General features: G+C 28.0%; 22 protein-coding genes. 6 read left to right on the forward strand and 16 right to left on the reverse strand.

Annotation, left to right across the window (positions count from 1 at the left end):
- Positions 1–13: 13 nt before the first annotated feature.
- From nhaA to BM227_RS06370, 16 genes are all read right to left on the reverse strand, one after another.
- Entirely contained in the window at positions 14–1297 is a 1284-nt protein-coding gene (gene nhaA, locus BM227_RS06295) for a Na+/H+ antiporter NhaA (RefSeq protein ID WP_092912233.1), read from the reverse strand.
- A gap of 138 nt (positions 1298–1435) precedes the next feature.
- On the reverse strand, positions 1436–1951 hold the full coding sequence (locus tag BM227_RS06300) for an asparaginase domain-containing protein (RefSeq protein WP_245757030.1): 516 nt from the start codon (positions 1949–1951) through the stop codon (positions 1436–1438).
- Positions 1938–2330: a CBS domain-containing protein gene (locus BM227_RS06305; RefSeq protein ID WP_092912234.1), complete on the reverse strand. Its 393-nt coding sequence runs from the start codon at positions 2328–2330 to the stop codon at positions 1938–1940. Before BM227_RS06305 ends, BM227_RS06300 begins: the two co-directional genes overlap by 14 nt.
- Before the next feature lie 12 nt (positions 2331–2342).
- A complete protein-coding gene (locus tag BM227_RS13015) occupies positions 2343–2693 on the reverse strand; it encodes a transcriptional regulator (RefSeq protein ID WP_092912236.1) in 351 nt (116 codons plus the stop codon).
- A 4-nt stretch (positions 2694–2697) separates the two neighbouring features.
- Positions 2698–4197 carry a DUF1538 domain-containing protein gene (locus tag BM227_RS06315; RefSeq protein ID WP_092912263.1) on the reverse strand — a complete coding sequence of 500 codons (1500 nt, stop codon included), beginning with the start codon at positions 4195–4197 and terminating at the stop codon, positions 2698–2700.
- Positions 4198–4341: 144 nt separating this feature from the next.
- Entirely contained in the window at positions 4342–6036 is a 1695-nt protein-coding gene (locus BM227_RS06320) for a cation:proton antiporter domain-containing protein (RefSeq protein WP_342707889.1), read from the reverse strand.
- Positions 6037–6080: 44 nt separating this feature from the next.
- Complete coding sequence (locus BM227_RS06325; RefSeq protein ID WP_092912237.1) at positions 6081–7715, reverse strand: oxygen-binding di-iron domain-containing protein; 1635 nt, start codon at positions 7713–7715, stop codon at positions 6081–6083.
- Positions 7716–7739: 24 nt separating this feature from the next.
- Positions 7740–9476, reverse strand: coding sequence for a two-component system response regulator (locus BM227_RS06330; RefSeq protein ID WP_092912239.1), 1737 nt, complete (start codon positions 9474–9476; stop codon positions 7740–7742).
- A complete protein-coding gene (locus tag BM227_RS06335) occupies positions 9466–10527 on the reverse strand; it encodes a protein-glutamate methylesterase/protein-glutamine glutaminase (RefSeq protein ID WP_092912240.1) in 1062 nt (353 codons plus the stop codon). The genes BM227_RS06330 and BM227_RS06335 overlap by 11 nt, the downstream gene beginning before the upstream one ends.
- Before the next feature lie 29 nt (positions 10528–10556).
- Positions 10557–11327, reverse strand: a complete 771-nt coding sequence (locus BM227_RS06340; RefSeq protein ID WP_092912242.1) for a response regulator — start codon at positions 11325–11327, stop codon at positions 10557–10559.
- Between the two features lie 11 nt (positions 11328–11338).
- Positions 11339–12133 (reverse strand): CheR family methyltransferase, encoded by a 795-nt coding sequence (locus BM227_RS06345; protein WP_092912244.1) that lies wholly within the window; start codon positions 12131–12133, stop codon positions 11339–11341.
- A 9-nt stretch (positions 12134–12142) separates the two neighbouring features.
- The gene (locus tag BM227_RS06350; protein ID WP_092912245.1) at positions 12143–13102 is read right to left on the reverse strand and encodes a chemotaxis protein CheV; all 960 of its coding nucleotides are present in this window, start codon (positions 13100–13102) and stop codon (positions 12143–12145) included.
- Positions 13099–13578 carry a chemotaxis protein CheW gene (locus BM227_RS06355; protein WP_143089706.1) on the reverse strand — a complete coding sequence of 160 codons (480 nt, stop codon included), beginning with the start codon at positions 13576–13578 and terminating at the stop codon, positions 13099–13101. Before BM227_RS06355 ends, BM227_RS06350 begins: the two co-directional genes overlap by 4 nt.
- Before the next feature lie 10 nt (positions 13579–13588).
- Positions 13589–15601 carry a methyl-accepting chemotaxis protein gene (locus BM227_RS06360; RefSeq protein WP_177202008.1) on the reverse strand — a complete coding sequence of 671 codons (2013 nt, stop codon included), beginning with the start codon at positions 15599–15601 and terminating at the stop codon, positions 13589–13591.
- A gap of 115 nt (positions 15602–15716) precedes the next feature.
- Positions 15717–17678: a methyl-accepting chemotaxis protein gene (locus BM227_RS06365; protein WP_092912250.1), complete on the reverse strand. Its 1962-nt coding sequence runs from the start codon at positions 17676–17678 to the stop codon at positions 15717–15719.
- 20 nt (positions 17679–17698) lie between these two features.
- Positions 17699–18913 carry a response regulator gene (locus BM227_RS06370; protein WP_092912252.1) on the reverse strand — a complete coding sequence of 405 codons (1215 nt, stop codon included), beginning with the start codon at positions 18911–18913 and terminating at the stop codon, positions 17699–17701.
- Between the two features lie 436 nt (positions 18914–19349).
- Between BM227_RS06370 and BM227_RS06375 the strand changes: the two genes are divergently transcribed.
- The 6 genes from BM227_RS06375 to BM227_RS06400 form a co-directional block, all read left to right on the forward strand.
- Positions 19350–19805, forward strand: a complete 456-nt coding sequence (locus BM227_RS06375; protein WP_092912253.1) for a hypothetical protein — start codon at positions 19350–19352, stop codon at positions 19803–19805.
- Between the two features lie 260 nt (positions 19806–20065).
- Positions 20066–20365: a hypothetical protein gene (locus tag BM227_RS06380; protein ID WP_092912255.1), complete on the forward strand. Its 300-nt coding sequence runs from the start codon at positions 20066–20068 to the stop codon at positions 20363–20365.
- The gene (locus BM227_RS06385) at positions 20362–22365 is read left to right on the forward strand and encodes a chemotaxis protein CheA (protein ID WP_218147923.1); all 2004 of its coding nucleotides are present in this window, start codon (positions 20362–20364) and stop codon (positions 22363–22365) included. Before BM227_RS06380 ends, BM227_RS06385 begins: the two co-directional genes overlap by 4 nt.
- 12 nt (positions 22366–22377) lie before the next feature.
- Entirely contained in the window at positions 22378–24042 is a 1665-nt protein-coding gene (locus BM227_RS06390; RefSeq protein ID WP_092912256.1) for an EAL domain-containing response regulator, read from the forward strand.
- Positions 24043–26049, forward strand: coding sequence for an FIST N-terminal domain-containing protein (locus tag BM227_RS06395; RefSeq protein WP_092912258.1), 2007 nt, complete (start codon positions 24043–24045; stop codon positions 26047–26049).
- Between the two features lie 32 nt (positions 26050–26081).
- The coding region (locus BM227_RS06400) for a hypothetical protein (RefSeq protein WP_143089707.1) at positions 26082–26605 on the forward strand (524 nt) is incomplete at its 3' end.

Below are 26605 nucleotides of genomic sequence, written 5' to 3' on the forward strand. Positions count from 1 at the left end.
AAATCCTAATTTTTTAGTTAGTTTTATATGATCTTAGGATCAATAGAACACCAATTAATCCAGCTATAAAAGAGGCAAAGAAAATTCCAAGCTTAACAGCATCAATAATATTTTGATCTAAAAATGCAAGTTGTGTTATAAATATAGACATTGTAAAACCAATACCACCTAAAAAGCCTACTGCAACAATCTCACTCCACTTCAAATCATCAGGCTTTTGAGCAATTTTCAATTTATTGGCTAAATATGTAAAACCAACTATTCCTATTGGTTTTCCGATCACAAGTCCAAATAGAACGCCTAAAACTATTAACAAATTTTCTGATATTGCAGAAAAATTGAGCATAACACCTGCATTTGAAAAGGCAAATAGAGGCATAATAATAAATGCAGAAAGCCCATGTAGTTGATGCTCTAACTTTACCAATGGATTTTGTACTTTGTCATAGTTGTAAGCAATATCTTCAAGAGCATCTATTTGGTGATGATTGAGTATTGGTATGGTATCTATATGTTTTTCAAAAATATTAACAGACTCTCTGGTATTTTTTATAAACTCTTTTTCATCTACCTTTGAGCTTATTGGTATGGCAAAAGCTAAAAGAACACCGGCAATTGTTGCATGTACTCCAGCAGAGTGTATAAATATCCACAAAGCTATACCAAGCAGTAGATATGGTAAAAGCATAGTTACTCGTCTAATATTCAATAGCCATATCAAAAGATATGTCACAGCCACATATAAAAAATACTCTGTATGTATCTCATTTGTATATACAGTTGCTACAACAACTACAGCACCAAGATCATCAACTACTGCAAGAGCTACTAAAAAAAGTTTTAATGAAGGGTTTACTTTTTTACCTAAAAGCATCAATATTCCCAATGCAAAAGCTATATCTGTTGCCATTGGAATACCAAAGCCTTTTGGATTATCAGAGTTAAAAGCAATATAAATTAATGCAGGTATTATCATACCTCCAATAGCGGCAACAATAGGAAAACTTGCCTTTTTAATAGATGACAACTCCCCTATCAAAAGCTCTCTTTTTATCTCTAATCCAACCATTAAAAAGAAGAGAGCCATTAAACCATCATTGATCCAGTGCATTAGATCCATAGAGATAGTATGACTGCCTACCGTCACACCTAAAGGAGTATTCCATAATTTAAAATAACTCTCTCCAAAACTAGAGTTAGCAACTATTAACGCAGCTACTGTTGCTAAAAAGAGTAGAATACCACTGAATGACTCATCTTTGACAAATCTTTCTATCGCTTTAAAGTGTTTTACCATTTTCACCCTCATTTTAAAAAATATCCCAATTAATAGCGAGACTCTTGTGCTTGCACTCTCTGTGAGAAAGTCTCGACCCCTTATTCGGGGATGGGACTTCAGTCCCATAAATTATTTGGTTTTTCTTTTACTCAACCATTAAACTGGCTCAAAAATTCCTATTTCTCGATTTTTCTTTATTTTATCATATGGTAAAACTCTACCGTGCATAGCAATATAAACCCCAGGTTCTAAAAACTGCACAGATGAAATAGACATAACCAAATTTGCTGTAGCTTCAATAGGATCAATAGAGAATGGTACCATCGCACCGGTAAATACTACTCTTTTATCATTTGACTTTCCAAGCCATTCATCTAATGCTTTAGCACTTTTATCCATTGTATCAGTACCATGAACTATAACTATAGACTTTTCTGCAACTTTTGTAACTATTTCACAAAGCAGATCTCGATCAGCACTGTCCATCTCTAAACTATCTTTGTAGATAGTACCACTTATCTTTATTTCACATCCATGCCTCATTGAAGCAATTGCACTCTCTACTGCTAAATTATCTGTTGGAACAAAAAGTTTACCTTCAAGAGGATCATAACGCTTATTAAACGTTCCACCTGTATTGATTATTCTGATCACTTGATCAATCAATGTCATTCAAAAGAACTCCTATAATATCACTCATTGTAAGTATTCCATAAATTTCATTATTATCTATAACAAGAAGTCTCTTAATGCTATTTCTTACCATCATTCGTGCAGCATATTTCATATCTAGTTTTCTTGAGACAGATACAGATGGAGTAGATGCAATATCATATACATTTAACAAATCAATATCGCCATCTTCAGCAACAATGGACTGGAGTATATTTTTAAATGTAACAAGACCATATGCACCATTTTCAGAAGTCTTTTCGACAATAATCGCTTTCACCTTGTTTTTTTTCATAAGCATTAAAGCTTCACGTACTGGAGCCATAGGTGAAACTATTATCAATTTATCCTTAGGTGTCATTACCTCTTCTACTAACATTATAAACCTCCTCTAAAGTAAATTTCTAACTTCATCTTCAAACTTGTGAAGCTCTTCTATGTTTAGCCCTGCTACGTGTCCAACCGGAACAGTAAATGCCAAAGAGCTGTTTTTATCGCTTTGCATATCCATTCCATCTACCAAAGCTTTAAGTACACGCATTGAAATTCTTCTTGGCAATACAAAAAGAAGTAAAGATACATTCTCTTCAAGTGTAAGACCAAAAAATATTTTCTTCTCTTTCAATCCAAGATTACGCCCTCTGGTAATTGTAACTGCCCCTGCTCCTGCTTTTTTTGCCAACTCAATTGCTTCCTCTTCTCTCTCTTCTGGCACAATAGCCACCAATGCAACAAATTTCATACTCTTATGCCTCCTTTTTGGCTAAATATTGAGCGTAAATTCCGTATCCCATTACAGTAATCATAGGAAACAAAGATGCAAATGCAATTAGACCAAACCCATCTATAAGAGGATTTCTCCCCTCAATATTTTCTGCTAATCCCAATCCCAATGCTGCAACAAGTGGAACTGTTACGGTTGAAGTAGTTACTCCACCGCTATCATAAGCAATAGGAATAATATACCTTGGTGCAAAATATGTCATAGCAATAACTACAATATAACCTACAATTATATAGTAATGAATAGGATCTCCAACAACTATGCGAAAAGCACCCAAAGCAATTCCAATGGCTACACCAACTGCTACAGCTACTCTAAGAAATGTCTGGTTAATCCTTCCTTCACTAACCTCCTCAGCTTTTATGGCAATAGCCAACAATGCAGGTTCAGCCATTGTTGTTGAAAATCCAATAAGAAAACCAAAAAGATAGATTAGTAAATCATTCTTCATAGAAGTCAATTGAAATGCAATTGTCTCACCAATAGGGAAAAGCCCCATTTCTAACCCAAGAATAAATGCATAAAGACCTAAAATGACTAAAACTATACCTACAATAATTTTATGTAGATGAGCAACAGCTTTTTTAATAACAGCATACTGAAAGAAGAAAATAACAGCTAAAATTGGTAAAACATCTTTGATAACTGCTAAAAGATCCCAAAAAATATTTGATAGATTAAAACTGCTCTCCTCTTTTATAGCTTTAGATACAGCATCTTCAACAACAGCAATTGCAGCTTCAGCACTCTCTGGTACCAATGCATAGACAATAATTCCGTAAAGCTGCACAAAAATCATTGGAGTTAAAGAAGCAAAAGCTATAAGACCAAACCCATCTATTGCAGGATTTCGTCCTTTAATAGAGGTGGCCAAACCAATTCCCAATGCTGCTACAAGAGGTACTGTTACAGTTGAAGTTGTTACCCCACCACTATCATAAGCTAAACCAATGATCTCTTTTGGTGCAAAGAATGTAATACCAACTACAAGAATATAACCTGCTATAATATAATAATGAATAGGATGACCAGTTAGAATACGAAATACTCCAAGAGCAATTGCAAACCCAACTGAAAATGCAACAGTCATACGTAGAAAAAATGCATCAATCTTTCCTGCACTTATGGCAGCAGCTTTATCTGCTATGGCAATTAAAGCAGGTTCTGCTACAGTTGTGGAAAAGCCTATAGTAAATGCAAAAAGTAAAAGCCAAAAAACTGATCCCTTTTTTGCAAAATCGATAGCTAAATTTTCACCAATAGGAAATATTCCTAGTTCAAGTCCACGAATAAAAAGAGCAAGACCAACAGCTACAATAATAAGACCAATAATAATAGAAGATAAGTTTTCAGGCATTGTCTGTACAATTGCTGCCTGAAAAAAAGTAACAACAATTATGATGGGAACTAAATCTTTAAATGAATTTTTTAAATCAGTTAAAAATATTTTAGCCGATTCCATAAACATTACTATCCCCCACCATATTTTGGTAAATATTGTAACAATTTTAATTCAATTAATATGATATAAATTATGAATTAGAGTGATTAAGATATAAATTGTTTCAAAAAGTATCATTTACGGTTTTCTAGTGCAAAATATGTTTTATACTTCAATACCAATCTTATTTTTATGTTTAAATCCACTTAAGAGTTTTTCATAGAGAATTGTTTTTGTATCTCCTATACTATATTGAGCTATAGAAATTCTATTCTTTCCAATTATCTTTTGTACTCTTTTTGTATATTGCATAATATCATCTAAAGATGTATTTGGAAGTAAAACTGCATAATATTTAAAATCTATTTTTCCAAAATAATCGCTTTTTCTAATCATGTTATTTATATTTTTTGCACTAGACTTATCTGCCTGAAATCCAACCAATAAAAATTGCTGATTATATCGTTGAGCTCTACTTATCTCTTTTTCAACTAACTCTTCAAATATAATTTCATTATAAGCACCTGTATATGGCTCTTTTTTTAATAAATCTTTTATATCTTTTACAATTATGTTATATTCAGTTGCTTTATCTAATTTTAAATCATCTTTTTCAAAAAACAAATAGATTATCAATAAGATCGTATATATAAAAATAGATAATATTACAACACCAAGCACTATTGTTACTAACATTTCTTTATAAACAAACTTGTCATTTAAAGAGACAATCATAATAAGTGCCAAACCACCTTTCATGCCTCCTAATGTTAAAATATTTAACCATCTTAACGGATATTTTTTATAAATTATAAATAAAGACAAAACCAAATATCTTATTACTGTAGTTAAAATAAACACATATAAAATTTCGGCTTTGTACCGCCACAATGATTCAAGTTCAATTACAGTAGCAATTGATATAAAAATAACAGCATTTGCAAAAAATCCAATATACTGTGACTCTTTTATATATGCTCTAAAATTTAAATTTCCCTCTTGTGTAGTTAGGCTAAGTAGTAGTGCAACTGCATTTTTATTTTTATAATGCCCACCTTTGTTAAAAAGATATTTAAAAAATATAACTGCAATAACAACAGATAGAATACCAGATAATCTTAATTCATCTGATATTAAAAAACATACACTTGCCATTAAATATACAACGATAAATTTACAAAAATACTCTTGAGAAATATTAAATAGATAATATCCAATCAAACCTGCTGTTACTCCTATTGCAATAGAAAATACAATTATTTTTAAAGTCAAAGTAGCTAAAAAAGCAGCTGTTAGGTCATCACCTTGCGACAATGGAATAGCTATAAAAAAAAATATTACCATTGCCGTAATGTCATTAAATAAAGACTCTCCTTCTGCATATAACTTTAACTTATGCGGTATTTTAAATTTTGAAAAAATAGCACTTACAGAAACAACATCCGTAGCCATAAGGGGTGTAAAAAGTAAAAGAAGATGAAAAAATTCAAGATTTTTAAAAAAATTGATCTTATATGTAAAAACTACAGCTATAGCAATTGAAACTATTACCGCTACAACAGCAAGATAAAATATTCCAGATGTATTCTCTTTTAACTCATCAGTAGAAAGACCAAGTACATCAGGAATTAAAATTATTGGTAACATTAAGTACATTATTTCATAAAAACTATCTTTTAAAAAAGATAAGTCTAAAAAATAATTTGCCATAAAAGCAAAAATTATAATTACTAAAATAAAAGGTATATTAATTTTAGATTCAACCAACTTTGATAATAAAATTAAAAATAGTAAAATAGTAAAAATTTCTAACAACCTATAAACCTTACTTATTTCTACTTGAACTTTTTTAGATGCCAAACAAGGCTAAAATTCCAATCCCCTTGTTTAGAGAAATTAATTAATTAATTAACTACAACTCTATTTCTTCCAGAATTTTTAGCCTCATATAGCCTTTTATCTACACAATCAATAAGCCTCTCTATATCTTCATCTTTATACTGATAAACACCTATACTAACTGTTATTTTAATATTATGCTCATCACAAAAAGAGTGTTTTTCTATAATTTCTCTTATTTTTTCCATCTTTAAATATATGCCTTGAATATTGGTAAAAGGCATTATTATAAGTATCTCTTCTCCTCCATACCTAATTGCTATATCAGTTTCTCTTATATTATTTTGAATTAGCATAGAAACTTCTTTTAAAACACAATCTCCATAAACATGTCCATAAGTATCATTTATTTTTTTAAAAAAATCTATATCTATCATAGCAATGGAAAGTGGAAAGTCATTTTGAATTGATTCTTGAATTTTATTGCTCAATATATCATTCATATAATTTCTATTATAAAGATTTGTTAAAGGATCTTTTATGCTTTTATCTTTTAATTTTTTCAAATTAATATCTTTTTCAAAACTTAATGAAAAAGGAACTATTATTTTGTTTAAAAATATATTTAATAATTTTAACTCTTTTTCTCCTATTTCATCAAAATAAAAATTTAATTTCCCTATTGAGCAACCATCTTTTTCCAAAACTTTAATCAATAATGGTTCTTTTTTGCAATTAGTTTGCTTTTCAGGTCTATATAAAACTTGGTTACTATCTACAACATAGTATTCATACTCTTGAATATCATCAACTTTATAAACAGAAATTTTATTTAAAGATTTAATATCATTTTTAATATAGTCAAATAAATTTCTTAAAATCATGTCAAAAGAAGATAAAGAGATAAGATCTTCAAAAAATTTCTTTAACAGTTCATCTGTTTTATTTAGTAGATATATATCGCTCTCATGTTCATCTAACATATATAAACCACAATTTAATTTTCTCATTTTATCAACAATAGGTTTTATTAACTCTTTTTTTATAATCGAGCCATGTTGTGGTGCAATCATTTCAGGATTTTTATTTTCAATTTGCAATAGAGCATGATTTAAAATTGCTTTTGAAGGCATATAGTGTATATGAAAAAGTTTCAAACTTTCAAAATATCCTATATCTTTTGCATACAAAGCAAATTCGTCTGTTAATCCGCCAAAGATATCACTAGAAAACATTGTCTTTGTCTCTTTGTCAAAAGTACAAAAAGCTCCTGCAAAATGTGCATAAGGAGTAAATACAAACTCTAACTCTCTACCTCCATCCAAAGTCAATTTCCAGTCATTTTCATCAACTAGCCAAAACGGAGTTTTCCATTGATAGTGTTTTAAAAGTGTTTGTGTTCTCCAATGAGTTACAAAAACTTTATCATTTCTAGACATTATAGTCTCCAATGTCGAAACACACCCTACAATATCTGGGTCTTGATGATGCAAAATAATATATTTAATATCATCTAGTTGCATTATAGAAGTTATTTTTTGCATTGTTACTGGAAATGTAATCATACTGCCTGGGTCTATAAGAACTGATTCTTTACCATTCTTTATAAGATAAACATGGCACTGAAAAGGGTCATTGGGTATAACATAACCTACCCAAAATATATCTTTTGCAATCTCAATAGGTTGTGAAAAATCCATACTTACTCCTTATTCACATCAAAACTATATAATAAAATCATGAAAGTCTAATATTTCAGGTTCAGGCTTACCAAAGTAATAGCCCTGAGCATAATCTACACCTAATAACAATATAGTATCTAAAACTTCTTTACTATGTACATATTCTGCTATAGTTTTAATTCCACTTAAATTTGCATAATAAACAATTGTTTTGACAATATTTTGAGATTCAATATTTACATCAATGTCTTTAATAAAACTACCATCTATTTTTACAAAATCAACATCTAATTTTAAAAGACTTGTAAAATTTGAATTTTCTGTTCCAAAATCATCAATTGCAAGTCTAAATCCTGCTTTTTTAAAATCTTTTAATTGTTGCACAATATCATAACTATAATTATTATTAATATTTTCTAAGATTTCTAAAATTACATAAGAACTTTTAACACTATATAATTCACACATTTTATTCAAAAAATCTAATAAATACTCTTCTTTTAAATCATCTTCAGTAATATTTATAGAAAATTGTAAGTCTGTATTTGCCATAATAGCAAAAGACTTCTCTATTATTTGCTTTGTTATTTCAGGCAAAATACCTGCCTTTTTAGCTGGTTCAATAAATAAATAAGGTGAATCTACACTCTCATTTTCAACTATACGTGCTAAACATTCATACTTTTCAATTTTATTGCTTTTAAGATTAATTATTGGTTGAAAAAAAGGTTGATATAAATTAGAATCTAATGCTATTTTTGCCTTTTGAGTCCACTCTATAACTTTTTTACGTTTCAATTCCAAAATAAATTCAGGTTTAAATATCTCAATAGAATTTTTATGTGTCTCTCTTGCTTTTTTTATTGCCAAATGAGCATTTCCAAAAGGAGGTTTTTTCAAGGTTTTATCTATAGGAATAATTCCAATAGTAACAGTTATACAAAGGGATAAACCATTAACAAGAAAATAGTTATTGTAAATTGAGTTATGAATATTTTCCGCAATACTTTTAGCTTCACTTAGTGTAAACTCCTTTATTAAAATAGCAAACTCATCACCATTAATTCTATACAATTTATTAGAATCCAATAATTTACGTAAAAAAGAGGCAAACTCAATTAATAATAAATCACCAACTTCAAATCCATAATATAAATTTATTTGGTCAAAATTATCAATATTTAAAAAAATCATTACATCTGGTGAAAACTCTTTAAAATCTATATTTAACTGCTCTTTATTAGGTAATCTGGTTAAATGATCTGTTCTTAATTGATTTATTAATGATTCAGTTTGTTGCTTTATCTGATCGACTTGTTTTGCAACTAACTCTTCCAAATTTAAACGATACTTAGTATTTTCTTTCTCCATAATTACCAATTTTGCAATTTTATATAAAGTATTAATAATCTGGTCAGATTTAATTGGTTTTAAAATATATCCATCTATTCCCATAAATACAGTTTCTAAAATTATTTGACTATCTCCATGCGCACTTTGAGCAACTATCTTTTGTTCAGGTTTAATCTTTCTAATCTCTTCTATCATTTTAAGCCCATCCATAATAGGCATTCTTAAATCAGTTAGAACTATATCAGGGTACTCTTTTTCAAAGATGTTTAGTCCTTCTTGTCCATTTTCAGCAATATAAACATTTTTAAATAATGTTTTTAATAACCCATAAATACTTTCTCTTGCAGCTTCCTCATCATCAACAAATAAGATTGATAAATTTTCAGTATAACTTTTCAATTTCTTTGTTATATTTTTATCTAGCATTTTTTATAACCTCAATAATAGCGTCAATATCAAGACTTTTAGTTACTCCCCCAAGCTTTACAGCTTCTTTTGGCATACCATAAACTACACAACTTTTTTCATCTTCAGCATATGTTTTTGCTCCATTATCAAACATTTCTTTTAAACCATGGGCACCATCATCACCCATTCCAGTTAAAATTATTCCAATAGCATTTTCTCCTACCTCATTTGCTATTGATCGAAACATTACATCTACACTTGGTCGATGTCTGCAAACTCTTGGACCATCTTTAAGTATTATTAAGTAACCTTTAATATCACGTTTTATAAGTAAATGTTTGTCACCTGGAGCAATATATATATGAGAATGCTCAACTTTTTCACCATTTTCAGCTTCTTTAACTTCTACGTTACTAATTGAATTTAAACGTTTTGCTAAAGAAGCTGTAAATTTTGGTGGCATATGTTGAGTTATCACTATTGGAGCACATTTTGACGGCAAAGCTTTAACTATTTTTTCGAGTACTTGTACTCCACCAGTTGATGAACCTATAGCAATAATACTTTTAAAGTCTTTTGTAGATTTAGTAATATTGTTAATTTTTTGTAAAGATGTCTTTGTTTTAATAATTGAATTATCAGATGTACTATTTCTTCTATTTAATTTTGCTTTTGATGCAGTTATTATTGTAGATATTAATGATTCTTTTGTATTTTCTAGAAAACTTTTTATGCCTAATTTTGGTTTAGCTATAATTTCTACTGCTCCCGCTTGTAAAGCTTCAATAGCTTTATAATTACCATCTTCAACCAATGAAGAACACATTATAACTGGAATAGGATGCTCTTTCATTATTTTTTTTAAAAAAGTTATCCCATCCATTCGAGGCATTTCAATATCTAAAATCATTACATCTGGGTAACCCACCAATTTAAATTTATTCATAGCAAAAATTGGATCTGATGCTACTCCTAAGACTTCAATATCAGTTTCATTTTCTACTAGTTTTATTAATGTTTGTCTCATAACAGCTGAATCATCAACAATAAAAAGTTTAATAGGAGGCATCTATACTACTCTCTAAATTATATAAAACTTTATAGTTCATATGGAATTCTTATAGTTAATCCATTTTTTTTCCATCTTAACTCCATTGAATTATTTACATTTGAAAAAAAATGTTTAGAAGATTGAACAAATATATCATTCATTATACTTATATAAATTGCACTTTCTGACTCTTCTAACATTATTTCAAATGCTTCTGTTTTATCTTTTATAGACTGATATGTTTTAATTAAATTAATAATTACTTCTTTAGCTAAAATATTTACTCCATTTATAAACTTTTTTTTATTTGTAATATATTCACCCAATGTATATAAATCCTCTTCTTGATAAATAGTAAAAATGACATAAAAGTTCTTTATTTTGTCATCATTATATGGGTTTAACGTATCCCTTTTTATTATTGGTGTTTTAATCATATCGCTATTTACAAGTCTTATTATAAGAGATAGTCTTGCAACAATGTCTACCGTACTAAAAGGCTTGGAAATATAAAAATCAATACCACTTTCATATATTTTCCCAATAAGTTCATCACCACTTAACCCTGTAATTGCAGCAATAAAAATATTTTTTTTATTTACATCTTTTCTTAATTTCTTAGTTAACTCAAAACCATCCATATTTGGCATCATCATGTCAGTTAACAAAATATCTACTTGTTGTTCTTGAATAATTTTATAAGCTATTTCCCCATCTTCTGCTTCAAATATATCTATATTTGAATCTATTTTATGCTTTATAATTTTAGTTAAAGTTTTTCTTACAGCATTATCATCTTCTGCTACAACAATGGTCATATTATCTCCTGCTATTTTTTATAAATTGTAGGTGCAATTTGAACTAAATCATCAGTAATGTTAAATAAAGACTCAGAATGTCCAACAAAAAAATATCCACCAGGTTTAAGTCTCTCTAAAACATTCTCAACAACTTTCTTTTTGGTAGGAATATCAAAATAAATCAAAACATTTCGTAAAAATATTAAATCAAAATCGCCAATATTTGGAGAAATAGAATTAATTAGATTTATCTTTTGAAATAAAATATTTTGTTTTAACTTATTAACTATAGTAAACTGACCATTCATATTACCAATACCTTTTAAACAATATTTTTTTAAATAATTTTCTGGTATTCTTTCAGCATATTTAATATTGTAAACACCTTTACGTGCCTGATTTAATACTTCATTATTTATATCTGTTGCTAAAATTTCATATTTCTTAATACTTGAAGGAAGAAACTCCTCAGCTAACATAGCAATTGTATATGCTTCTAATCCTATAGAAGCAGCAGCGCTCCAAATACGTATAGATGTTCTTACATTAGGAAATATATTTTTTTTTAAAAAATCAAAATGTCTGTTTTCTCTAAAAAAACTTGTTTCATTAGTTGTAATTCTATTAATCATTAATTGTAATTCTTGTTCATCTGAAATTACTAATCTATAATAGTCGCTAAAATTTTCAAGCTTACACTCTTTAAGTCTTTTTTGCAATCTTGCTTCTAATAAAAAAATTTTTTCTTTTTTTATCTCTATTCCAGAATTGTCAAAGATTAATTTCTTAAATTTCTCAAACTCTACAAAGTTTATATGTATCATTTTGCCACTTTAATCTCTTGCATATTTCAAAATGACTTTTTTAATTGCCTCTAAATCTAATTTTTCAAGAACTTCTTTAGCTCCAAGTTTTTCACACGATTGAATAATTGCCTTATTGGCCATATTCGTATTTACAACAATAGGAATATTTTGTAATTTTTCATCAGATTTACATTTTCTTATAAGCTCCATGCCCCCCATTACTGGCATTTCTATATCTGTTAAAATTAATCCTATTTTATCAATATCACAATGTTGGAGTGCCTCAAAAAGTAATTTTCCATTTGCATATGCCTCATATTCTATTTGCATATTATTTAAGAGTTTTTCAATCATTTTCTGAATAAGATTTGAATCTTCAGCAATTAAAACTTTCTTTTCTATATTCTGTAAAACTAAACTTTTAGCTAAAATTTCATCTTGATCTTCAAATATTTTAGGTAAGATATCTCGTATAAAAAGATCACTATTAAAAACTTTGCAAAGAACTTCTTTACCATTAATTTTTAAATCTGTAATATAAGAAACTTTTTCATCTTTTATAGAATCATCAAACATTTGAGATGGTTCGATATTAATTACACCATATACGCTTTTTATTACCATTGCAACTTTTGCACCGGCATAGTTGCAAACAATTGCAAGTTCATACTCATCTTTTGCTAACTTTTCCAATCCAAGCCAATTATCAAAATTGACAATATTCATCATTTCATCTCTAATTTTAGCAGTACCTTCTATTAGTCCATCTGGATCAGAAGTATCTACCTTAAATAAATCTTTATACACTACTAATTCTTCAACTTTAGCCACGTTTATTGCATAGTACTCATCTTTTCCATTCTGAAAAATAACATATTGACTTGTAATATCAGCATTGCTGGTAACTAACCTAATTAACTCATCATCTACCTCATATTTATTTAAAGTCTTATCATCATGTTTACTAATATTACTTCTATCTATCATAATATTTTTCCTGTATCAATTTTGGAAAGTACTTCTATATCTAATATAGCATTATGGTCTAAAATTGGTACAAATTTATTTTCAATCTTAGCAATATTTTTTATAAAAATTTTTGGTATTTTAGTTCCAAAAACTGGTACATCTTCCAAATCTTTTGACTCTAATTCATAAACCTCATTAACCAAATCAACAACTATTCCCATCTCTTGTGGTCTATTTACATTATTTTTTATAATTATAATTGAAGACCATTTATTAATTTTAGAGTTTTCTCTAATTCCAATCCTTATTGAAAGATCAATAACAGGAATAACGTTACCTCTTATATTAGTTACACCCAATACTGAAGAAGTCATCAATGGAACTTTTGTTACTCTTGTGTAACTAATTATCTCTTTTATCTCTTCTGCATCTATTGCAAAAACATCCTTACCAATATAAAAAATAAGGTATTGATTTTTATCACTATTTTCCATTATATAGCCCTTAAAAGCTAACAAAGTTTTGACTATTTTCTCTATTGTCAAAAGTTTTCTTTACAGAATCCTCTTTCTCTTCACTATTATCTGTAACTAAACTCTCTTTTTTTTCATCATCATCTTTTTTATCACTCTTAAAAAAGCTTACCATTTCTTTAAGTTTCTCTACTTGTGAATTTGTCTCTTCACTTGAACTTGCTAACTCTTCACTTGCTGCTGCATTCTGTTGGGCTGTCTGATCCAACTCTGTTATCGCTGTTGCTATCTGGCTTATTCCTAACTCCTGTTCTGAACTCGCACTTGATATCTCCTCGATCAAGTCTGATATCTTCTTTATATTTGGTACTATCTCATTAATCAACTCACCAGCTCTTTGACTAACCTCTACACTATCTGATGTTATCTGACTTATCTCCTGTGCAGCTGTCTGACTTCTCTCTGCCAGTTTTCTTACTTCACTTGCTACTACTGCAAAACCCTTGCCATGCTCTCCTGCACGTGCCGCCTCTATTGCAGCATTCAGTGCCAACAAATTAGTCTGATATGCTATATCCTCTATTATGCTTATCCTTGATGCCACATTCTTCATTGCCTCTGCTGTCTCATTTACAGACTTCCCACCATCTTCTGCCATTGTTACTGTATTTAGTGTTATCTCATTTGTCTTCTTTGCATTATCTGCATTCTGACTTATCGATCCACTCATCTCTTCTATTGCAGCACTCATCTCTTCCAAGCTACTCGCCTGTTCTGTCGCACCCGCTGATAGACTATGTGCTGCTGATTTAACCTCACTACTAGCCACCGCTATTCGTTCTGTTGAACTCTTCACATTAGATATTAACTTCTCCATCGTCTCTAAAATATTATTCACAACCTCTGGTATTACTTGAAACTCTCTATCTATCCCCTTTACTTCTACTCTAGATCTTATATCTCCATCTTTAATTCTTCTATTTACTTCCTCAATCTTTTTAACTAAATTAGTTATCTTATTGATTATATTATGCTTAATAACAAAAGACATAATAAATAGTAGTATAACAGCAACAATAATAGAAATTATTATAATATTTATAATCGCTTCTTTAACAGTTTTTAAACTCTGTTCTTGCATAACTTGAACTTGATGTTCAATATCATCAATATATGTACCTGTACCAATTACCCAATTCCAAGGTTTAAACAATCTTACATTAGACATTTTACGAGCAGTTTTTTCTGTTGCAGGATTATAAAAAGAGTATTCAAAAATAGCCTCATCTTTTGAAGAGCTTTTCAAAGCATTCACTCCCAATGCTACAAACGGTACTTTTGGATTATCTTTAAAGTTTTTACCAGTTAACTCTTTCTTTATTGGGTGCATTACCATATTGTAATCCATATCATTTATCCAGAAGTACCCATTTTTACCATATCTGATCTCTGAGATAGCTTTTAAAGCCTCTTTTTGCATCTTCTGAGTTATATCATCAATATATGCCCCTGTACCGATGATCCATCCAAACGGTTTAAATACCCGCACAATTGAAGATTTATAGACATATTTTTTTGATTTTGGCGAATAGAAACTATAGGATATATACCCCACATTTTTCCCACTCTTCTTCAATTCATCAACGCCAAGTGCTACAAATGGCACTTTAGGATTATTTTTAAAATATTTACCGGTCAACTTTTTTTTGATTGGATGCATAACCATTTTATAGTTAAAATCATTTATCCAAAAATATCCAGCTTCACCATATCTTGTAGCATTAACAGTAGCTATTATTAATTTTTTCAACTCTTTCTTAGATAGCTTATCCTTATACATTTCATATTGTTTCTCAATAATACTAAATAAAAAATCAGATTGTTCAGTAATATACTCTTTAACTTCATTTTCTAATTTATCTTTACTTGTTCTCTCATAATATGATTTTACAATATTCATAGCTATACTTGTATAGTTACTAAGCTCTTCTTTTCTAGCAGTATATGTATCTTCTCTATATATTTTGATATTTTCTTTTGACATATTATTTATTGAAATTAAACTTATAATTATTAAAACCAAAGATGTAAAAAAAACTGCGGCTAATAATATTAACTGTAACTTTAATTTTATAGACATTTTTTTCATAATCTTCCTCCTAAAAGCTAACAAAGTTTTGACTATTTTCTCTATTGTCAAAAGTTTTCTTTACAGAATCCTCTTTCTCTTCACTATTATCTGTAACTAAACTCTCTTTTTTTTCATCATCATCTTTTTTATCACTCTTAAAAAAGCTTACCATTTCTTTAAGTTTCTCTACTTGTGAATTTGTCTCTTCACTTGAACTTGCTAACTCTTCACTTGCTGCTGCATTCTGTTGGGCTGTCTGATCCAACTCTGTTATCGCTGTTGCTATCTGGCTTATTCCTAACTCTTGTTCTGAACTAGCACTTGATATCTCTTCAATTAAATCTGATATCTTCTTTATATTTGGTACTATCTCATTAATCAACTCACCGGCTCTTTGACTAACCTCTACACTATCTGATGTTATCTGACTTATCTCCTGTGCAGCTGTTTGACTTCTCTCTGCCAGTTTTCTTACTTCACTTGCTACTACTGCAAAACCCTTGCCATGCTCTCCTGCACGTGCCGCCTCTATTGCAGCATTTAGTGCCAATAAATTTGTCTGATAGGCTATATCCTCTATTATGCTTATCCTTGATGCCACATTCCTCATTGCCTCTGCTGTCTCATTTACAGACTTTCCACCATCTTCAGCCATTGTTACTGTATTTAGTGTTATCTCATTTGTCCTCTTTGCATTATCTGCATTCTGACTTATCGATCCACTCATCTCTTCTATTGCAGCACTCATCTCTTCCAAGCTACTCGCCTGTTCTGTCGCACCCGCTGATAGACTATGTGCTGCTGATTTAACCTCACTACTAGCCACCGCTATTCGTTCTGTTGAACTCTTCACATTAGATATTAACTTCTCCATCGTCTCTAAAATATTATTCACAACCTCTGGTATTACTTGAAACTCTCTATCTATCCCCTTTACTTCTACTCTAGATCTTATATCTCCATCTTTAATTCTTCTATTTACTTCTTCTATCTTTTTAACTAAATTAGTTATATTAGAGATAAATTTATGAAAAATTAATGTCATCAATATAGTTATAACAATACTGAGAACTGCAAATATTCCAATTTGCTTAAACAGAGATTCCTTACTGTGGTCTGCTACACTATTAATATAATTAAGTTTTTTTCCAATAAATGCATAGCCAACTTTTTCTCCATTAAAATCTTCTAATGGCAAAGAGATATAAAAGTAATCTTTTGTAATATTATATTTGTTACTTTGAGATATAAATTTTTCGTTTTTTAATTGAGTATAAAAAGTTGAATCATATAAGTTATCATCTACAGCTATAACAAATTTATCCATTAATTCTTTATTATTTTCTAACTTTGAGGCAATATTTAAGAACTTTTTATCAACAGTAATTATGACTGCTGTTTTTATTTTTTTTAAATCTTTAATAATAGAATTTAATTCTAGTATAAACTCAATACTTCCATAATATTTATTATCATTTATAATTGGAGCAACTCCTCTGATTGATAACCCAACTTTTCCTACCTCAATGCAAGAAATTGCCTTTTTATGATTTTTAACAGCTACAATAGAGTTACGAAATGAACTTAAATCATCACCACTCTTTTTACTCCAAGATCTTAAAAATGAATGTATATCTTTTGTATGTATATGAATCTTTACATTTTTATACTTTGTTGATTTTTTATATCTATTAATCAAACTTTTTAAAGTTTTATATGCCTCTACTTTATTATTATTTTTTAAGGCATTAATAATTTTACTATTTTCTGACAGTGTTATTGCATTTGTTATTGCAATCTTTTTTTCTTCATTTATCTTTTGTTTAAATATATTTATTAAATCATTTGAAACTTGATTATATAACTGATTTTCAATATTTTCTATTGATGAAAATAAACTAATTAATACAACTATAAAACTAATTGTTATTAAGAATACTAGTTGAATAAGAATACGTTTTGAGATAGACATTTTGTTATAATTTAACATTAGAAATCCTTTTTTTTTATCTAATTTTGAATAATTTTCTTACACTGCTCTAAAAGTTCTATATCCATAAAATGAATATCATTTACATCTTTATTTTTAAATATAGATTTTAACCATTTTTCAAACAAAATAATAAAATCATTTATATTTCTTATTATGTTTTTTTGTTTCTCTCTTTCCATTGCATCAAAATCTTTTAAATAACTATATACATCTTTTACTGCTTCTGCAAGGTGACCAAATTCTGCAAGATGATTTAGTAAATGAAAGCAATTTTCAAAAAACTCAGAACTTTCATAAATCAGATCTGCACTCACTTCATTTTTATCATTCAAAAGATACAGGTAAGCTTCTTTTGCTTCATTTACATCATCAATATAGTAATCAATATCTTCAGATACAATTGTCATAAAATCAATTGCTTTAACTTGTTCATAAATCGTTTTGATTGTCTCTTTATTATCTTCTTCTCTAATTAAATTTAAACGAATCGTAAAACAATCATCTTTAAATTTAATATCTTTATATTCTGATGATTTAATGATTTTTTCTGCTGCTTCTGTACAAAATTTATCTTTCACAGTCAAATAAGCAAAATTCTTTGAATACTCTAATAGAATTTTAAACTTTGGAGATTTATTTTCGCGAGATAGAAATCTATATATTTTTACAAATTCAACAATAATATCTTTTAAAGAGTCTGATGCAGATACAAGATCTTCTTGAGAAAAATGTTTCCATAATAAAAATAGGTCTGCTTCCTTCTGCATATTAAAAATTGTAATACAATTCTGTAAATAGTAGTCATTAAAAAGGTTTTCAACATCTTTTTGAGGTAGGATTGTTTGATATTTGTCTTTTTTAATAAACTGAATTATAAACTTTAATCTAGCAACAATATCGTCTATATGAAAAGGTTTTGCTATGTAAAAATCTGCACCACTAGCATAAATCTTTTCTATCTGTTCTTCTCCTCCTAATCCCGTAATAGCTGCTATAAATATATTTTTTGTTTTATTAGAATTTTTTACTCTACTAATTAGTTCAAATCCATTCATATTTGGCATCATTATATCAGTTAATAAAATATCAACACGTTCATGTTGTATTAAATCTAAAGCTTTTTTCCCATCTTCTGCTTCTATAATTTTAATATCTGCCCCTATTTTGTTTTCAATGATACTTTTTAAAGTATCCCTAAGTTTTATTTCATCATCTACAATCATTATATTCATTTTCTCTCCTCAAATAACTTTATTAAATTTTGCTTCAAAGATTATCACTTATTATCTATCAAGTATTATATTCTCTGAAAGTACTTTAAAACTTACTATCAAATACTTTATTTAAAATTTAGCCATTTTAACTCAATAATTAATCAATATTTATTGAGTTAAATACTAAACATACGTTTATTAATGCAATGACCCTCTAAAGAATTTTTTACAACATTAATAAATACAAGCTCTACTCAGACTGAGAATAACTATAAAATTTTTCATTAATAGTTACAAATTTAACTCAAATAGAAAAATCATTCATCAATACACAACATTTAACGGATTCTCGTAATAATATAGTTTTCTACATAAAATATAAATTAAATGTGAAATATTCTTAAAAAAGTAGCTTGTCAAAATATAAAATATACTAAAAAGAGAAAGATATAATATGGAAGTTTTTGAAAAAATAAATCATTATTTAAGAGAGAAAAAAATTTCTAAAAAAGAGTTTGCAGCTAGATTACAAGCATTAGAACCAAAATTGAAAAGCACAGGTGAAATACCATCTGAAAAAACGATTTATGCATACTTAAACGGAAGAATCAGTATAAAAGCAGAACTAATACCATACATTGCACAAGTATTGGATATACCAGAACAATTACTTTTTGCTGACTGTAAAATAAGTAGAAAAAAATTTTTGTTACATATTTTAAAAAGCATAACACCAGAAGAGAAAAATTTAATTAAATCTAAACTTTGCAATAATCAAATAAATAAAAAAGAGATAAATAAATTTGACAAAATAGAAGAACTACTCCAATATGCCCCTGATATTTTTATAAAAAAACTTGAAAATATACTCAAAGAATATAAAGCATTAACATTAAAGTTTAAAAGCTAATGTTTTCTTGTTTTTTGCAAATTTTACTTCTAAAAATTTCTACCTTCCCGTCTATACACTGCAAATAAATTAATTGTTCACACTTAATGCAACTAAAAACAATATCAACAATTAAAAGTAATTAATTCTTTATATCTATTTAATGTAGAAAATTATATTATATGTAGAAGATATGAAAGATAAATTACTATTAAATCAAAATAATTTTCAAATCATTCTATGAATTATAGAACTACTGTAAAAATGGAGGAACTAAACAAATGAAAGTTTTTACAGATGAAGGTCAATGTTTTATTGATTTAGAACATTCATTAACAATTAAAGATGTCAGTACTTTACATATTAAACTGAGTGCTACAAATATAAAAGAAATAAATGAATTTTTTATTCATGGCATGGATTTAAAAGAGTTTGATACAGCTGGTCTTCAAATTTTGATAGCTATAAAAAAGTATGCAGATAAAAATAATAAAGAATTTCAAATGTCAGTTGGAAAAAAAGAAAGAGAATTGATCAAATTTTATGAAATGGATGAGTATTTTAAAGGGGCAATTGTATGAACGCTGAATTTATAAGTATGTTAGATGAATATAAAGCAGAGAATGATGAACTTCTTCAAAATATGGAAGATGCGCTTATGCAGATTCAAGAAGAAGGCATGAATGATGAAAATATAAATGCTGTTTTTAGAGCTGCTCATACAATTAAAGGCAGTTCGGGAATGTTTGGTATTGATTATATCGTCAAATTCACACATGTTGCTGAAAATTTATTAGACAAAATTCGCAATAATAAAATTCAAATTAATGATGAAATTATTGATACACTGTTATCTTGTAAAGATCACATACAAACTTTAGTTGATTTTGTAGTCGATAATCCAGATAATGAACCGTCTGATGATATTACACAAAAAAGTAACAATCTCATAGAGATACTTACCAAATACCTCGATAATAAAAATGAAAAAGAAAAAAATACAGCACAAAATGAAAATATTACCAATAATAATACAGTAGATAAATCTAAAGATAAAACTATTTATAAAATTAAAATAGATTTTAAAGAAGAGACTTTCAATCATGGATTCGATCTATATTCATTTATAAATTATTTAAATAATTTAGGAGAAATAGCTTCTTTTAAAACAATAACTACAAAAGTTCCAACAATAGATTCCATTAACCCAACAAAATGTTATTTAAGTTTTGAAATTGAATTTGCAAGTACAGAATCAGAATCAAAAATAAAAGATGTATTTGAACTTGCAAAAGATGATTGTCAAATAGAAATTATAAACCCAAACAAAGTTACAGAAAAAAAAGATAAAAAAACAGATGAAATACAAAAAAAGATTTCTAGCAAAAAAATAGCTGTTAATAAAAGTTCCAATTCTATAAGAGTAGATGCTGAAAAAGTTGATAGTTTAATAAACCTAATCGGTGAGATGGTAATATCTAATGCAGTTGTAATGCAAAAAGCAAAAAATAATGGCAATTCCGATCTCATTGAATCAATTTCTAATGTCTCAAGAATGCTTGAAGAGTTACGCGAAAATGCAATGCAAATAAGAATGATACCAATAGGCGATACATTTAAAAAGTATAAACGAATAGTACATGATTTAGCAAACAAATTAGGCAAACAGATAGAACTTAGTATGAGTGGGTATGAAACTGAACTTGACAAAACAGTTATAGAAAAAATTTCCGATCCACTTGTTCATCTAATCCGAAATTCTGTAGACCATGGCATAGAAACACCAGATGAAAGAGTAAAGAACGGTAAAAATCCCAAAGGGACAATTGAGCTAAACGCATATCATGATGCAGGTTCCATTGTCATAGAAATAAAAGATGATGGAAAAGGACTAGATGCAGAAGTTATTTTACAAAAAGGTATAGAAAAGGGGTTAGTAGAGAACCCAGAGTTAATGACTCAAAAAGAGATATTTGAACTAATTTTACAACCTGGTTTTTCAACTGCTAAAAAAGTAAGCGACATCTCAGGTCGAGGTGTTGGGATGGATGTTGTAAAAAGAAATATTACAGATCTTAGAGGAGAGATTGAAATATTTAGTGAAAAAGGACATGGTACAAGAATTTTAATACGACTCCCTTTGACATTGGCAATCATAGATGGATTTTTAACCAAGGTAAGTAATACCTATTTTGTAATACCTTTAGACATGGTAATAGAGTGCATAGAACTTACAAAAGCAATTAAAGAAGAGATGCGAGGAAACAACTACATAAATTTAAGAGGAAAAGTTTTACCTGTATTGGATCTTAATCAATATTTTAAAATTGATAAAAAGAATCCAACTTCAAAAGATAATGTTGTAGTAGTCAATTATGCTGGAAAATATATGGGGATATTAGTACAGGAACTTCTAGGAGAACTTCAAACAGTTATAAAACCTCTGGGGCAAGTATTTAAAAACTTAAATAGTTTAAGCGGATCAACAATACTAGGAAATGGTGAAGTAGCTCTAATATTAGATATTCCATCTCTTTTGAAAGATATGGAAAAAAGACCACTTAATAACTGTGCCGCATAAAAAGGAGTAGTCATGAATATGCAGGAACTTAAAAAAGAACTTAAAGATTTAACACTTCTATATGTAGAAGATGATGCAAATACAAGAATAAGAATTGAAAAACTTTTTAGTCATATTTTTAAAAGTGTAACAACAGCAGAAAATGGAGTAGATGCACTTAAACTTTATGAAGAAAAAGAGTATGACTTAGTTATTACAGATATTACAATGCCAAAAATGAATGGCATAGAATTGATAGAAAATATAAGAAACACTAATAAAAATCAAACAATTATAATTTTAACTGCACATAACACAAATGAAAATTTATTAGATGCAATAGACTTACAAGTTGATGGTTTCTTATTAAAACCACTTGATAAAGATAAAATGTCTGAATTACTATACAAAATAGGTAAACATATTAAAAATGAAAAAGAAAATATAAGCTATAAGAAAAATTTAGAGTCATTAGTACAAGAACAACAAAACAAGATTTGTGAATTGATAGCTAAAGACCATCTTACCGGTGAATATAATTATTCAAAGCTCAAATCATTAATAATACATAATAAAAGTTCTACTGTTTGTCTTTTAGTAATAAATCATCTTTCTGAACTTCTTGATTTTTTTGGAACAGAAATATATGAACCTATTATAAAAAAATGTTCTGACTATCTTAAATCAATAATTATTGAAAAAATGAAATATTTTCATTTACGAAGTAATGAATTTGCAATTTTTATTGATAATACGAATAATTCAGAAGATTTAATGAAAAAGTTTTGTAAAAAAATAGAAGATTTTTATATTAACATTAATGGTGCTAAAATAAAAATAGTCTTTTCTACTGCTGTATTAAAAGGAGACAGCACTACTCTTTTAAAATCAATAGATGATACTCTTTTAAAAATATCACAATCTGGTAATATTCACAATATTACTAATCTAAACAATGACATAATAAAACAAAGATGGGAATCATTATGCATTGCAACAAATGTTGCGGATAAGTCATTGTCAATACCATATTATCAGCCTATTTTTTCACAAAATGAAGAACACTTAATGTTTGAAGTATTATGTAGAATAAATAATAATTTTTTTAAAAATGAAAACAAAAGAAAATGTTTCTTTGAATCCTGTAAAAAAGCTCAAATTTTTAGCAAAATTACCTTAAATGTTTTAAAAAGTTCAATAAAACAGATTGAAAAAGTAAATGCTCTATTTTTTATAAATTTGTGTAAAAATGAAATATTAGATAGTGAGTTCATAAATACAATAATTAATTCACCTATAAAAGTAAAAAACAATATTGTTATAGAAGTAAATCCATCATTATTAAATGAAAACAAAATAATTAATATAATATTAAAACTTAAAGATATTGGCATTAGGATATGTTTTGATAATGTAGGCTTAGAATCATTTCAAATTAAAAGAATATTGGATATCAATCTCATTCCTAGCTTTTTAAAACTCGATAAAAGTATTATTTCTTCTATTCCATTTAATGAAAGATATTTAAATACAGTTCAAGCATATACTATCTTTGCAAAAAATATGAATATAAAAACTATTGCAGTAGGTATTGAAAATCAAAAGTGCTATGAAGTAGCTAAAAAAATAGGCTTCGATTACTATCAAGGTTATTACCTTGCTGAACCTCAAGAGACAATTAAAATAGGAGAAATATAAATGAGAACTTATAATTTAGTATTTTCTACCTTTAGTGATCTTGAAAAAAGATTAAAAAAGATTAAAAATTACAGAAGTAAAAGTATATTAATACAAATCTTTTCTGGAAAAATAGATAAAAATTTTATAAAAGATTTAAGTTATTTTATAAAAGAGAGACTTAACAATTCTACTATCATAGGTGCAACAACTGATGGTGAAATTATAAATAAAAAAATAAAAGAAAACAGTGTTATCATCTCTATAACGTTATTTAAAGATAGTTCAATATCATCTGCATCAATTGAATATAATGGAAATTTTGTTGAAAATGGTATTGAATTAGTTAAAAAAATTGTAAACGAGACAACAAAAGTAGTTATACTTTTTTCTACTGGATTAAATGTTAATGCAGATGAACTTTTAAAGGGTGTTAATACTATAACTAAAAAATATAAAAATATTGTAATTGCTGGTGCATTAGCTGGAGATAACTCAAATTTTAAAGAAACTTTTGTCATGCATAATAATAAAATTCTTTCAAATGGTGTTGTAGCTGTTACAATCAATAATAAAGACCTATTTGCTACTCAATGTTACAATTTTTCTTGGAAGCAATTTGGACGCCATTTTCAAATAACAAAAGCAGAAAATAATCGGATTTATGAAATAGAAGGAGTAAAAGCTTATGATTTTTATAAAAAATATCTTGGAGAAGATGTAGCTAAAAAGCTTCCTCAGGTAGGAATACAATTTCCACTAATAATAAAAAGAGGAACTAAAAATGTAGCAAGAGCTTGTTTGGATGTATTTGATGATGGATCTATTGCATTTGGTGGGAATATATATACAGGAGAAAAGGCTATATTTGCAATAGGTGATATAGAATTGATTCTTGATGATTTAAAAAAAGATAAACTTAAAACAAGTTATGACATAGAATCTATTTTTATATATTCCTGTATGGCTAGAAAAAAATTATTTGGTTCGAGTATTGCAATTGAAATAACACCATTAACATATATCGCTCCTGTAGCAGGCTTTTTCTCTTATGGAGAGTTTTATATTGATGAAAACCATACACCAATAATGATGCAAGAAACTATGACTGTTTTAGGAATGTCCGAAGAAAAAAAGCCTATTAAAAAAAATACACAAAGAGTAAAAGTACATAAAAAAAATATTGATACACGTAGCGATTTAATACGTGCAATGGTTCATTTAAATAATATGGTGGCAAAAGACTGGGAAACATTGAATAAAAACCTTAAAGAAGAGGTAACAAAAAAAACTTTACAAAATAGACAAAAAGACTCTTTACTTATGCAACAGTCAAAATTAGCACAAATGGGCGAAATGATTGGAATGATCGCACACCAATGGAGACAACCTCTTAATGCAATAAGTGCAGAATCTATCAATCTATCTCTTCTTTCAGAATTAGATGAATTAAAAGATGAGGAAGTTCAAAAAAGTTGTACTTTCATACAACAACAGTGCCAAAAAATGTCTGAAACCATCAATACATTTATGGAGTTCATAAAACAAGAGAAACACAAAAAGCCTTTTATTGTTCAAAATGTAATAGAAGAAACAATTGCAATTGTCAAACCTCAATTTGCAAGTAGAAATATTACTTTAAACATTAGTGATTTATGCAGTGAGAAAATTGAAATAACAGGTTACCGAAATCTCATAGAACAAGTATTGTTAACACTACTATCTAATGCCAGAGATGCTTTTGAAGAACAACAAATAGAAAATTCTCAAATAAATATTATTACTTCAAGAAATAGTGATATTGTAGAAATATGTGTAGAAGATAATGCAGGCGGAGTAAAAGAGGAACACATAGAAAAACTGTTTAATCCATATTTTACAACAAAAGAACCTGGTAAAGGTACAGGTCTTGGACTATATATGGCTAAGCGCATAATTACTGAACAATTTAACGGTCACATCTATTATAACTCAATTAAAAATGGTAGTTGTTTTATCATAAATATAAATATAAATGACAATAAATAAAAGTTTAAATTAGAAAATAAGGTGTAATAAAAGTGAAAACAAAAGTTTATTTTAGTTCAAATCCATCTTTATTATTAGCTTTACGAGAAATAAATGAATACATAAACAAAGATTTTACAAAAATAGATTTTTTAATTTTTAGTATTCATCCTGAATATAGTGGCAATTTTAATGAATGTATTCAAAAAGTGTTTGGTAGAACAGATTATGCTGCATTTCATGCTTTAAATGCCTTTAGCAATAGGAAAATAACAGAAAAAGCTGTTACTGTTACAGCTTTTAAATTTGAAAAAAATACAAAAATAAAGAAGTTTTGGATAGAAGATATAAGAAATTATGAAAAAGATAACTCCATACAAAAAACAGCTAAATACTTAAATGAAAATTCAAACGATTTTCATATTATGTTAGCTGGATATACAGAAGATAGATTTGGAAGCTTCTTAGAAAAACTGTCCAATAATATAAATTATAACCCTGTCAATAACATAATTGGCGGTATATCTTCAGGTATGGTTATAGATAACGAGTTAAGAAGTTGGCAATTTACAAATGA

Origin of the sequence: Hydrogenimonas thermophila (assembly GCF_900115615.1) — a bacterium.
GTDB classification, from domain to species: domain Bacteria; phylum Campylobacterota; class Campylobacteria; order Campylobacterales; family Hydrogenimonadaceae; genus Hydrogenimonas; species Hydrogenimonas thermophila.